The 12761-nt window shown below is 41.5% G+C and carries 13 protein-coding genes; 4 read left to right on the top strand and 9 right to left on the bottom strand.

Annotation, left to right across the window (positions count from 1 at the left end):
* The 3 genes from GXZ17_RS09985 to GXZ17_RS09995 form a co-directional block, all read right to left on the bottom strand.
* The coding region (locus GXZ17_RS09985) for an alkaline phosphatase (protein ID WP_409377137.1) at positions 1-1045 on the bottom strand (1045 nt) is incomplete at its 3' end.
* A gap of 116 nt (positions 1046-1161) precedes the next feature.
* Positions 1162-1635, bottom strand: a complete 474-nt coding sequence (locus tag GXZ17_RS09990; RefSeq protein ID WP_409377138.1) for a DUF6444 domain-containing protein — start codon at positions 1633-1635, stop codon at positions 1162-1164.
* Positions 1636-1818: 183 nt separating this feature from the next.
* Positions 1819-3375 carry an MFS transporter gene (locus GXZ17_RS09995; RefSeq protein WP_409377139.1) on the bottom strand — a complete coding sequence of 519 codons (1557 nt, stop codon included), beginning with the start codon at positions 3373-3375 and terminating at the stop codon, positions 1819-1821.
* 770 nt (positions 3376-4145) lie between these two features.
* Here GXZ17_RS09995 and GXZ17_RS10000 point away from each other — a divergent pair.
* Positions 4146-5093, top strand: coding sequence for an NAD-dependent epimerase/dehydratase family protein (locus tag GXZ17_RS10000; protein WP_409377140.1), 948 nt, complete (start codon positions 4146-4148; stop codon positions 5091-5093).
* A gap of 16 nt (positions 5094-5109) precedes the next feature.
* On the opposite strand, the gene GXZ17_RS10005 is transcribed toward GXZ17_RS10000, so the two are convergent.
* The 5 genes from GXZ17_RS10005 to GXZ17_RS10025 all read right to left on the bottom strand — a co-directional run bounded on the left by GXZ17_RS10005 (position 5110) and on the right by GXZ17_RS10025 (position 8989).
* Entirely contained in the window at positions 5110-5766 is a 657-nt protein-coding gene (locus GXZ17_RS10005) for an amino acid ABC transporter permease (protein ID WP_409377141.1), read from the bottom strand.
* Complete coding sequence (locus tag GXZ17_RS10010; protein WP_409377142.1) at positions 5759-6526, bottom strand: amino acid ABC transporter ATP-binding protein; 768 nt, start codon at positions 6524-6526, stop codon at positions 5759-5761. The genes GXZ17_RS10005 and GXZ17_RS10010 overlap by 8 nt, the downstream gene beginning before the upstream one ends.
* On the bottom strand, positions 6523-7203 hold the full coding sequence (locus GXZ17_RS10015) for an amino acid ABC transporter permease (protein WP_409377143.1): 681 nt from the start codon (positions 7201-7203) through the stop codon (positions 6523-6525). Before GXZ17_RS10015 ends, GXZ17_RS10010 begins: the two co-directional genes overlap by 4 nt.
* Before the next feature lie 11 nt (positions 7204-7214).
* Complete coding sequence (locus tag GXZ17_RS10020) at positions 7215-7973, bottom strand: ABC transporter substrate-binding protein (RefSeq protein WP_409377144.1); 759 nt, start codon at positions 7971-7973, stop codon at positions 7215-7217.
* 95 nt (positions 7974-8068) lie between these two features.
* The gene (locus GXZ17_RS10025) at positions 8069-8989 is read right to left on the bottom strand and encodes a hypothetical protein (protein ID WP_409377145.1); all 921 of its coding nucleotides are present in this window, start codon (positions 8987-8989) and stop codon (positions 8069-8071) included.
* A 410-nt stretch (positions 8990-9399) separates the two neighbouring features.
* Between GXZ17_RS10025 and GXZ17_RS10030 the strand changes: the two genes are divergently transcribed.
* The 3 genes from GXZ17_RS10030 (at position 9400) to GXZ17_RS10040 (ending at position 12472) form a co-directional block, all read left to right on the top strand.
* Positions 9400-10653, top strand: coding sequence for an ABC transporter substrate-binding protein (locus tag GXZ17_RS10030; protein WP_409377146.1), 1254 nt, complete (start codon positions 9400-9402; stop codon positions 10651-10653).
* Between the two features lie 69 nt (positions 10654-10722).
* Complete coding sequence (locus tag GXZ17_RS10035) at positions 10723-11616, top strand: carbohydrate ABC transporter permease (protein ID WP_409377147.1); 894 nt, start codon at positions 10723-10725, stop codon at positions 11614-11616.
* Positions 11617-11665: 49 nt separating this feature from the next.
* Complete coding sequence (locus GXZ17_RS10040; RefSeq protein ID WP_409377149.1) at positions 11666-12472, top strand: carbohydrate ABC transporter permease; 807 nt, start codon at positions 11666-11668, stop codon at positions 12470-12472.
* Between the two features lie 101 nt (positions 12473-12573).
* On the opposite strand, the gene GXZ17_RS10045 is transcribed toward GXZ17_RS10040, so the two are convergent.
* Positions 12574-12761, bottom strand: a 188-nt coding sequence (locus GXZ17_RS10045) for a hypothetical protein (protein ID WP_409377148.1), incomplete at its 5' end; no start/stop codon positions are given.

Below are 12761 nucleotides of genomic sequence, written 5' to 3' on the forward strand. Positions count from 1 at the left end.
TCTGCAAGACTTCTGGGTATAAACTATATCCCGTTGCGGCAAACCCCAGAGTTAACCCTCCAGTTTCATGGTCAGCAGTAACTACAATTAGAGTTTCTTCGGGATGTTGCTGATAAAATTTAATTGCTTCTTCTATGGCTTCACCAAAGGCTAAGACATCTCTTATAACGGTGGCAGCATCATTAGCGTGTGCCGCCCAGTCGATTTTTCCTCCTTCCACTAACATAAAGAAACCTTCGGGGTTATCGAGAAGCTCAATGCCTTTGCGAGTAAAATCAGCTAAGGAAAGGTCGTTTTCCTCCCGATCAATTTCATAAGGCATTGTTTGGTCTTCATCCAAAACGGCGTTGATTGCTACCACTTTTCCCGATTGAGGAGTTAATTTTTCAAAATCTTCTCGATTTCTTACCACAGTGTAGCCATTTTCAGCAAAGATTTCGAAAATATCTCGCTGGTCATTGTTTTTACCCCGAGGTTGTAAGAACCCTCCTCCCCCGAAGTAATCGAAGTCACTCTGAGTTGCCTCTACAGCAATTTCATAGAAGTTGTTACGAGAAGGCTGATGAGCATAGCATGCAGCAGGAGTGGCATGATCCAGAGAAACACTGGTTACCACTCCCACTTTCATCCCTGCTTCTTTTGCCATTTCGGCTACGCTTACAAGAGGAGTAGATTTATCAGGCAACATATTAAGAACTCCACTATAGGTTTTCTCTCCAGTAAGAATAGCTGTTATAGCTGAGCTCGAGTCGGTGATGTAAGAACCATAGTCAAAAGTAGAGACTAACCCCGCTGCTGGAAAAGAAGTAAAAGAAAGCTCTTTTAAACCGACATTTTTCTCCTCGAGAGCATTGAGATAAACCTGAGTGACACTGAAGTGGTCTATCCCCATTCCATCACCGATGAAAAGAAAAACATATCTGGCCGGCTCACCACTATACTCACTTGAAGGCTCTTGAGCTCCAACCCATCCTCCCGAGAAGGAAAAGAGAAGCACCATAACCAGGGACAAAATCCACCAACTTCTTTTCAAATCCCTATTCATTTTCCCGCCTCCTATTTTAGATTTACTTCAATTAATGTAGACAACTTTATACGAATTGTCAACAACTTTCTTGTCAGGGACCTTGGAGGTTTGGAGGCTATATAGATTTTTTGTAATTACACAGCCTGTCCTTCAAGTAATAAAATAGTCCCTGCTTTAGATATCTGAAAAGTTTGGCGTAAACACTCCAGTACATTCTCACCTCGTTTCTTAACCTCCGCTTGATGTTCAGTTACTGAAAGCTCAAAAAGAGGGATATCAAATACCTGACGTCTCTCTATTCCTGCTACAGGGGTGGAAGACAAAACATATCTACAGTGAGGACAAACTTTCACCTCATGGGAGATGATATTACGAGGAAAGGAGACCGCTCGTAAAGTACTCGGCGGGTGATTCTCTTGACCTCCTGGCTTTCTACCAGTAGTTTTTCTTAAGCTATTTACTTTCTTTCCCGAGTTGGTTCTATTTTTATCTGTAGATGGAGGATAACTGCTGTTGTGACTATCCAGATGAAGTTGATCTCGAAGGTGTTTCACTTCTCGTTGAAGTTCGGCTATCTCTTGTTGCTGTTTTTCAACAATCTCTATCAATTCCCTAATGAGTTCAAATAAAGCAGGGTGTTCTATCAGAACCTGTCGAGATTCTAAAGGTAGGGTTGAGATTTTACTTTCCAGATTAGTTTTTTTTCATAGTGCACATAGTATTCATGACTCTTAAAGAACTGTCAACAGAACCTCAATAAAAATATAGGCCCCTATGTAGTTACTTGTTTTTTAATAAAGGTATGTTTTTTTCTTTTTTTCTTTTCTTCGGAGAGGAAAACGAAAGTTTTCTATTAGAAAAATTCCTCCAGCTGAAGAAATGTTATTGACTGCTCTTCCTATCTCGGTTACCAACCCTCCCATGGTTCCTTTTTCCTCTTCTACCTCTTCAACAAAAGTCAAACGATGAAGAGCGTATATCCCGATTAAGAGAGCAAAAAAGAACAGGAAATCCCAGTGCTCAAAAGAGAGAGTTGCAAAAGAGCGCTCAGCTGTGGGGCTTATCCAGTTGAGAGAAAGGGACAGCTCTCGCTGAGCAAAAAAGTCAGCCAATTTTCCTCCTAAAAGAGGAGCGATACCCAGTGATAGAGAGTTAACCAGGTTATAAGTGGCTAGATACGGAGTGGCCTGTCCCCGGGGAGCTAATTTCATACCCATGTTCCCGGTAGCTAAGAGAATGCCAGCAGTAGAAATCCCCAGTAAAATGTGAATGATGATGAGCAACGGCAGAGTGAAAGCGTGTTTTTCCGGTAAAGTGGTGAAAGTCCACAAGAATAGAGAAACCAGAAATATAGGGCTACTGACTAAAAGAACAGATTTATTGGAGAAATGGTCAGCAATGCTGCCCCACCACCGGAAAAACAAGATGCTCATAACCTGGCTTATGGTGGATAAGATAACAACTGTAATCATATTGTATTCTAAACGCCGTAAGAGATAAACAGTGAAAAAAGGAGTGGCTAAGTTATAAGCAAAATGCCAGGAACCAGAAAAGAAGAGTAAATTGCGAAAATTCTGGTCTTTAAAAGGAGAAAGAAATAGCTGAGCAAAACCAATCGCTTTTTCCTCCCCTTCCAGGCGAGGTTCGGGAGGAAGGGTTAAATAGTAGAAACTGAAAAAACCAGCTATCACTCCTCCTAAAAAAAGAAAGGAATAGCCAGTGAGAGGGTCAGAAAAAGAGCGTTTCCAAAAATCCAGATAAAAAGCTCCTGCGAGGCTCAGCACCGCTCCTAAGGAGTAAGAAAGAGCCATACGACGGGAAAAGAAACTCCCTAAGATATTTTCAGGGATAAAATCTCGCATCCAGGAAGACCAGCTGCAAGAGACCACAGAATTACAGGCTGAGTGAAAAAGAATGACAAGAGATAGAGCCATAATCCTCCGGGAAGGAGAAAATAAAAAAGGGATGAGAGCAAAGAGCAAAAGAAATATACGACTTATAAACGCCCCTATTGCTACAATCAGCTTCCTTCTGCGGGTTTTTTCTACTAAAAAAGTAGCAGGAATTTGTATCAGCTGGGTAAGGGCGGGAATAGCAGCTAAAACTCCGATGAAGAAATTGGAAGCCCCGAGAAGCAGGGCAAAGTCTACCAGAAAAGCTCCCCCGGTCAAGGTAGACATAGCCTGACTTGCTAAGCCATCTTTTACTACTGCCTGCAGCCCTTTTTCAATTTCCTCTCTCTTAATGGTGTCCTGAGGGCGAAATTTTCGGGAATAGAAACGGAAGTAACGGAATAAATAGAAATGAGCTAATCTTTTCCCTCGGTCTAACACTCCAGTTTTCTTCAATCTTTTTACCTCTCAGAGAGAAATTCCTGTTTAATATTACGGTCTTTCTTAAGAGATAGTTCCTCTATTATTATAGAGGGGAAATATAGTTGACCGCAAAACCTGTTAAGCTGTTACAACTTTAAAAAGCAAATTACATTGGAAATTACAAACTCGAGATCGCCACACACAAAAGAAGGCTTTTCTTTAATCTCGCGCCGTAGGCTGTCTGAATAACAAAACCCCGGCTAAAGATATGCCGGGGTAGTGAATAATCTAAACTCACGACTTCTTATTAGCTTTTAAAGACAGGCGAAGCTCCCCCTTTTTTTACTTCCTAACTGGTCGCGTATGATTATTTCTAAAACATAGTCTCCTGGCCCAAGGTCGAAGTTGAACTTGAAACAAAAGAAGATTTCATAAACCGGTTTTTTGGTGATATAGCGCATATTTTTATCTGTGATGGTATAACTTCAAGACCCAGCATACATACAGATGGAATCACCAGGAGAAAGAAGGTAGAGAGTTTTCCTTATCCACCCCAAAACTATATAGTTTTTCTTCCACAAAAAGGTACTCTGCTATCTTAAGAGGGGCTTTATTCCATAAGATAAATGTGCTTCCTTCAGGAATATTGGGCTTCCTCGATGCTTCCTCCTTTGCAAGGTTAAGAGCTTTTTCCAGTAAATTTTTCTCATCTTATTTTTTCATCTTTCGAACCCCTTTCTTTTAGATTTTCTGATATCATAGAAGAAAAGTAAAAATAGAAATAAACCGGAGGAAGTGATAATATGTCTATTCTTATAACCGGTGGCAATGGTCTTTTAGGTTCCTGGGTAACCTACTATTTCGCCCAAAAGGGAAAAGATGTAGTCTCTTTTGATTTAAAACCTCGTTCTTTTGACTATTTGGAAGAATACCAGGATCATGTTTCCTTCCACAGAGGAGATGTTCTGGACTGGTCAAGCTTGGTACAGGTTTTTCAGTCTCAGAAAATAGAGGGTATAATTCATACCCCGGCAGTGATGGCTTCCCCCCAGTACTGGGATAACCCTTATCCCAGTACTATATTGAATGTGGTAGGAACTCTCAATCTATTAGAGTTTGCTCGACTTTATAAGGTGCCAAAGTTTCTCTATGTGAGTTCCGGAGCCGTTTATGGAGAGACTAAAGATTGCCCGGGAGAACTTACTCATCATATCAACCCTTCTGACCTTTATGGAGCCAGCAAAGCTGGAGCAGAGTTTCTCACTCTCCAGTATGGCAATCACTATGGAATAGACGTTAGGATAGTTCGTCCTTACTTTTTCTTCGGTCCTGGGTATCTCCCCTCTGAGATGACCCCGGTTTTCCGCACTCTTTTAGGTTCTATCGAAGGACTAGATAATCTTTATCTCGAAAAAGGCCGGGACCAGAGACTGGGATTTACCTATGTGAAAGATACTGCCTGGGGAACAGTGTTAGCTTATGAAAAAGAAAATCCCTCTCATCGAATATTTAATATCGCTACTGATGAGGCAACTAGTTTTCCTGATTTAGCTAAATTGGCTCAAAAATATAGTGATGAGCCCAGAGAGGTAATATTAGGTCCGGGGAAATTGTTTCCTCGAGGAGAAACTCTGGATATTTCTTTAGCTAAAAAGGAGTTGGACTTTTCTCCTCGTTATCGAATGGAAGAGGCAGTGGCTGAATATGCTCGCTGGATTAAAAAAGCTAAATCCCGGAAAGAGTGTGGATGAATACATACATACTTCTTTAGCCAGGATAGGAGAGTTTCTTTTCTGCCCACTGGAGAATTTTAGTGGCTATGGAGACCATAAATAGATAAATTATGCCCACCACAGCGAAAGTTTCCATAAAACGGAAACTTCGAGCAGCCACGATTTTCCCTGCTCCGGTTAGCTCTACACAGGTGAGCATATAAGCTAAAGAAGAGTATTTGATGAGGTAAATCATTTCGTTGCCCACGCCAGGTAGTGCCCGGCGAAAAGCTTGAGGAAGAATGATGTAAAATACCGCCTGCCACTTGGTCATTCCCAAAGCTTGCGCAGCAATCATCTGGCCGGTTTTTACCGATTGGATTGCTCCTCTTATGTACTCAGAAGTATAGGCTCCGTTACAGAGGACAAACCCTAAAACCGAAGCCACAAAAGGTGAAAAAGCAATTCCTAAGGAAGGGAGTCCGAAGTAAATTACAAATAAGAGAAGAAGAAGAGGGCACCCTTTAAAAAAGATGACATAAAGCCGACAGAGGGAGGAAATTAAGCGATTTCCGTATACTCTTCCTATGGCAATCAATATCCCAGTCAACAGTCCAAAAGGGATAGAAAGAGCGACTAATTTTAAAGTGACCATCCATCCTTTCCATAGCTCGGGGAACAATTCATTATGGATAAAAAGCAAGCTATCCATTTTTGTTTAACTCTCCATATAGCTCAGAAATCCGGCTGAGGAATTTTTTGGTTCGTTCTTCACGGGGATGGAAAAAAATCTGGGAAGGAGGTCCACTTTCTAAAAATCTCCCTTCCTCCATAAATAGAACTTCATCAGCAACTGAGGAGGCAAAACCCATCTCATGGGTAACCACCACCATGGTCATCCCCTCTTTAGCTAAGTCTCTCATGACTTCCAGCACCTCTCCGGTTAATTCCGGATCTAAAGCAGAGGTAGGCTCATCGAATAATATTACCTCAGGGTCCATGGCTAAAGCTCGGGCAATGGAGACTCTCTGTGCCTGTCCTCCTGATAGCTCAGCAGGATAAAGATGAACTTTATCCCCCATTCCTACCCGGTTTAGTTCCTCCAGAGCTTTTTCTCGTGCCTCAGCGCGTTTCATTTTTTTGACTTTAAGAAGAGCAATTTCCACATTTTCTAAAGCGGTGATATGGTCGAAAAGGTAAAAATTCTGGAAGACCATCCCTATTTTCTGACGGAAACGATTGATTTGAGAATGAGAATGTAGCACTTCTTCTCCATTGAGAAATACTCTTCCTCTATCAGGAATGACGAGCTGATTGATGCATTTAAGGAGGGTGCTTTTGCCCGCGCCTGAAGGGCCGATGATAACTTTGGTTTCTCCTTTATTTACAGCAAAAGAGGCTCCTTTGAGAATTTCCACTTTTCCAAAAGATTTATGGATGTTTTCCACTACTAAAACAGGTGTAGTACTCATCGAGTTTCTATTTTCCTTCCTAATCCAGGGATATAAGCTTTTTTTTCTCCCCACTGGATGATTTGCATTCCTCCCCAGTTGAGGAGGATGAAGATTAGAGCACAGGTTAGATAAATAGGCATAGGCTGATAGGTTCTGGTAACCATCTGGCTACCCCGGGTTAAAATTTCAGCTACTCCAATAGCATAAGTTACCGAAGAATCGGTAAGGAGAATGGGATACTCGTTAGACCACCCGGGGAGGGCCAGGCGTAGGGCTTGAGGTAAAATAATGTTCCAGATGGCTTGGTTCTTGGTCATGCCCACAGATAGAGCAGCTAACATCTGCCCCTCTTCCAGAGAGAGAATGGCTCCTCGGAAAATTTCCGTCTGATACGCAGCACTTCGCAAGCCCAGAGTTATAACTCCGATTACAAAGGGTGATAGATTCCACCCTAAAAGGGGAAAGATGCCAAAATAAAAAAGAAAGAGAAGCACTAAATTGGGCAGGCCTCTCATCACAAAAACAAATACCTGGATTATTTTTGCCATTACCCGATTTCCATAGACCGTGGCTACGGCCATTGGTACTCCTAAGGTAAACCCCAGAGCCAGAGACAGAGCCACAAGTCCTAAAGTTACCGGTATTCCAGATAAAATGTAAGGTAGAGATTCTAAAACAGCAGAGAGGCCCTCCACTTTTCTCCTTTTTACTTCATCTCGTATTTTTCAATCAGTTCTTCCCAGTAGGGGGAACTCATCAATCTTTTCAATCCTTCGTTAAGCAGAGCTTTAAGCTCAGTATCTTCTTTTCTCACTGCGATAGCGTATTCTTCTCCTGTGGAAATAACTCCAATTTTCTTCAATGGTTTTCCCTCGATAGCTTTATCTATTATCGGTTCATCCATGATTATTGTTTCTACCCGGCCGTTGAGGAGGTCGTTCGCTGCTAAGGGGAAGTTGTCATAGAGTTTAAGTTTGTTTTCGGGGAGGATTCCCGGTTTTACTAAATTATCTTCTATCCACATAGCTGCTGAACAGCCTCTTTGCGTACCTATACTGCATTTTCCAGCCAGAAAATCCTCGAGAGTCCAGCTGGCTTCTTCTTTGGTGGCCACTGCCTGGTTCACCACCCAATACACATCGGTAAAATCTACCTTCTCTTTGCGCTCTTCAGTAACTGTCATACCTGAGTATATCATATCGATTTTTTTAGCGAGCAGGCTGGGGACTATCCCATCCCAGGCTATAGGAACAATCTTTACTTCAAACCCCATCTCTTGGGCAATCCATTGAATGGACTCTACATCAAACCCTGCCGGACTTCCATCTTTGTCGATGTAACTAAAAGGATAGTAATCACCGTCAATCCCCACTATGTAAGTTTTTTTCTCCTCTGCCCACCCTCCATTAACTACTCCTAACATTAAAACGAGTAGAGCCAATAGAATTACTCCGTACTTTTTCATTTTCATCCTCCCTTAAAGATTTATTCTTTCTAATATTAAATAATGGATTATTTACTGTCAATTGGATAAGCAAACTCTCCGCAGAGAAAAGAGTTTTAAGCCATTTTAATCTCTACATTATCTGCTACTCCCCCCAATAGCGTATAAGTTCCAGGGAAATTCTGCAAGATAGAAGCAGGAACTAAAGTGTTCACTCGTCCATGTGCTGCCAAACGAGCAATAAACCTTTGCCAGCTTACTCCACCCCCTAAGTATCCGTCTAACCAGAAGCTTCGGTATTTAGCTCCCACAATTTGAGCTGGTCCGATAGTGTTGGCAAATGGAGGAACCCATGACCAATCTCCACTGAAAGAATGTAGAGCATTTTGCATAATGGTCATAGGATGAAGTTCTACTAATCGCGGCCCTGCTTCTTGGAAAGCCTGGAGGTCATCGCCAAACTCAAACCCCAGATGAGCTTCCCAGAAGGCGATATGCCCGCACCAACCCACTCCTCCGTAGCAGCAATCTGCCCCTCCCAAATCTTCAATCATTTTGGCATAATCGGGAAGAACTTCTTTGGTGGGAAAATGAATGTTTTTCTCCAGAGGGCGAAGAGGGGGGTCAATCAAGCTGAAAAAGTTGTCCCACATAGCTTTCTGGAAGGAACCAGGCCATGATGGAGGAGCGGTATTTCCTTCTTCGTCGGCGTATTCGTCCATATTGAAAATGTGGAGATGGTCTAAGGGAATGTGAAATTGATTGACCATTTTTGCTACCAATGAGTACTGAGGGACTGGGCCTACGGGAAGGATAAGAACCAGACTTTCTTTTTTCTCTCGAGCTTCCACTATTCGAGTGAAGATATCCATAGCAAATTGAAAGTAGAAATCGTCTCTTTCTTCAATGACCTGAATTTTGAAATCAGGATTGGGATGGTTGGTAATATCTTCTTTTTTAATCTGACGTACCCTCTCACACTCTGCCTTATCTTGAAAAGATATAAATCGGGCCAGATTATACTGAAAAGAATTCATTTTAAAACCTCCTTTTTTCTTTTAGTATACCCCAAAAGGGATAATTCTTACATCTCTTATTAACTCTCTTTCCTCTGCGAGGTATGGAGAACTTCCCTCTTTCTGTGTATGTTTATAGAGTTTTACCGATCCGGAGAGCGGGCATTTCCCTTTTCTCCTTTTTAATTGAAGCTTTAACTGCTATTCTATTTTTAAGTCTTTAACCCTCAATAAAATTGTGATACCAATCTTCCCTCTGGCCATGGTGGTAAGGCCTCCTTTCTTTTCTAACTTCTCCCCTGGTCCTTGCCACCATACTTCCTTTTAGATGTTTTTTCCACCCACTTTATTATAGAGCCGGGCAAAGCTTGACCTGGTTTATAGAAATGATATAATTTTATGTGGAATAACAATTTAAGGGGGGTACAAAAATGAAGCGTTTTAAAGGTTTATCTTTGTTGCTTTCTGTGTTGTTAGTTCTCTCTTTAGGAACCCTTGCTTTCTCCCAGGAAAAAGGCGTCATAGAAATCTTTTCCTGGTGGACAGCAGGTGGAGAAGCTGAAGGACTGCAGGCGCTATTCGATATCTATAACAGACTTTATCCCGATGTAGAAATCATCAATGCTACCGTAGCTGGTGGAGCAGGAGCCCATGCTAAAGCAGTATTGAAAACCAGGATGTTAGGCGGAGATCCACCTGATACTTTCCAGGTACATGCTGGAAAAGAGCTAATCGATACCTGGGTTAAAACCGGATTTATGGAGCCTTTAACCGATCTTTTCGAGTCTGAAGGATGGGTAGAAGTTATGCCCAAGGGTATACTAGACATAGTCTCCTATGAAGGTGACTACTGGTCTGTGCCGGTGAACATCCACAAAGCTAATGTTCTCTGGTATAACAAACAAATTTTTGCTGATAACGGACTAAATCCGCCTCAAACTTTTGACGAATTCTTTGAAATAGCAGATAAGTTGCAGGAACAGGGGATTATTCCTTTTGTTTTGGGAACAAAAGATGGATGGGAAGCTGCTCACGTATTTGAAACAGTCCTGATTGCTAAATTAGGAGCAGAAGGCTACAGCGGTTTGTGGACTGGCGAGACCAAATGGTCAGATCCAGGAGTTACCGAAGCTTTAGAAACGTTTAAGAAAATGGTTACCTATGTTAATCCTGACCATGCTGCCTTCACCTGGGATGAAGCTTATGAGTATATCATAGACGGGAAAGGCGCAATGAGCATAATGGGAGATTGGGTAGCAGGGTATTTCTTCTCCAAAGAATATACCGATTTTGGATGGGTGCCGGTTCCCGAAACTGCCGGGATATTTGATGCTCTATCTGATAGTTTTGGCCTTCCCAAGGGATGCAAGAATAGAGACAATGTTATCAACTTCCTGAAAGTCTTAGGTTCCAAAGAAGGGCAGGAAGCCTTTAACCTCAAGAAAGGTTCTATTCCCGCCCGAACCGATATAAATAAAGACCTCTTTGACGATTACCAGAAGTCAGTTATGGAAGACTGGGAAAAAGATGTTATAGTTCCCAGTGTAATGCATGGTGCAGCAGCCGCGGAAGGATGGGTCACTGAATTCAAAGATGTTATCGCTCTTTTTGTAGCTCGTCCTGATATAGAAGTAACTCAGAAAGCCCTGGTGCAGGTAGCAGAAAGAGCAGGAGTAGCTCAGTAAAAGAGCTTTTGAGAGAGGGGGGAAGAAGCTTCCCCCCTCTTCTTTTTTGCCTTTAAAGGAAAAAGGGTTATGAAAAAAACAAAGGAAGAAAAGATTCTCACCTTCTTGTTTATTTTGCCCTCTGTCATCCTTATTGCTGTTTTTGTCTACGGGTTTATTGGTTGGACGGGATGGATATCTTTAACCAACTGGAAAGATGTAGTTCCCGATTTCACCTTTGTGGGATTCAGAAATTATATCGACCTCTTTCACAACCTTCGTTTTCAGATAGGCCTTAAAAATATTCTGGTCTTTACTGTCTTGTTTCTTGTAGTATCTATCGCTATTGGTCTTTTTCTGGCTATCTTACTGGATAGAAAAGTTCGATTTGAGAACGTCTTCAGAAGTATCTATCTCTTCCCTATGGCTATATCTTTTATTGTGACCGGAGTAGTATGGAGATGGATGCTAAACCCTGGCACTGCTACTACTGGTTCTTTAGGCATCAATATGCTATTAGATAAAATAGGTTTGGGATTTTTAAAAAGTGGATGGTATACCGACCCTAACGTGGGAATAAAAGCGGTGGTAATCCCTGCAGTATGGCAGATGTCAGGATATGTCATGGCTATGTATCTGGCAGGTATTAGAGGTATACCTCAGGAATTATCTGAAGCAGCTCAGGTAGACGGAGCCAGTAACTGGCAGGTATATAGATACATCATTTTACCACTGTTACAACCTATTACTTTAGGAGCAGTTATTATTCTCACCCATATTTCCCTAAAGATATTTGACTTAGTAGTAGCCATGACAGGAGCGGGAATTGGATTTTCCTGCGATGTCCCGGCTCTATTTATGTACGATACTACGTTTAGAGGTAATTTCTTCGCTCAAGGTGCAGCTATCGCCACTATTCTACTAATTTTTGTAGCTATCCTTATCATACCCTATCTGAGACACGGTTTAAGGGAGGGAAGCTAAAATACGCACGGTCCATAAATCAAGTAGAATTATTTTATACCTGGTTTTAATATTGTTCGCCATATTTTACCTTTTACCTGTATACGTGCTTCTGGCAACCAGCTTTAAAAGTTTTGCTGAAGTGAGCCTGAAAGATATGTGGAAGCTTCCTCAAAACATAAGCCTGGACAGTTTTAAAATTGCCTGGAGGGGCGATACATCAAAAGGGGTAACCGGTCTATCTAAAAACTTTATGAACAGTATATATCTGGTTATTCCTGCCACGTTGATATCTTCCCTTTTAGGCTCTATGAATGGTTATGTCTTCTCTAAGTGGAAATTTAAATTTTCTAACACTGTGTTAGCCCTCATTATATTTGGCATGTTCATTCCTTATCAGAGCGTTTTAATTCCCATGGTAGTAGTTTTACAGAAAATAGGGTTGTATGGCTCTATCCCGGGCCTGATTTTTATTCACTGTGTCTATGGAATACCTATAACTACATTAATATTCAGAAACTATTACTCCACAGTTCCTACTGAACTATTAGAAGCAGCAAAAATTGATGGAGGTGGTTTCCTGAGGATTTATAAAGATATAATGCTACCAATATCTATGCCTGGCTTTGCTGTAGTTATGATCTGGCAATTTACCTCTATATGGAATGACTTCCTCTTTGGACTGGTAGTGGCACAAAAGCCAAGTATCCAGCCTATAACCGTTGCTCTCAACAACCTCGCTGGTTCATATTTTGTAGAGTGGAATATCCAGATGGCAGGAGCTCTTATCACTGCAGTTCCTCCTCTTTTATTGTATATTTTCCTGGGTCGCTACTTTATGAGAGGGCTCTTAGCAGGCTCTTTATCTGGAATATAGCTCAATCAGAGGGCTTTTATGGTAAGAGTAATGTTTTTGCCCCGGTTATTTTATATTTTCCGGTTTTAACTACAATATCCATCATCTTTTCGCAGATGCCCTTAATTAAGAGCCCGGAAATCATAATACTCAATCTTGATCTCAAGCATCATCATATTAACTGTAAACCATAAAAAAATCATTTTAAACTCCCCTCTAGATGCTATCGCCATAATTCTCGCATATTCTTTCGTGTGTTTGGTAGAATAGAAATACAGCACAGCGGAAGTTAAAAAGTACAGCATAAAAA

The organism is Candidatus Sordicultor fermentans (assembly GCF_012728195.1).
Taxonomy (GTDB): domain Bacteria; phylum Atribacterota; class Atribacteria; order Atribacterales; family Caldatribacteriaceae; genus Sordicultor; species Sordicultor fermentans.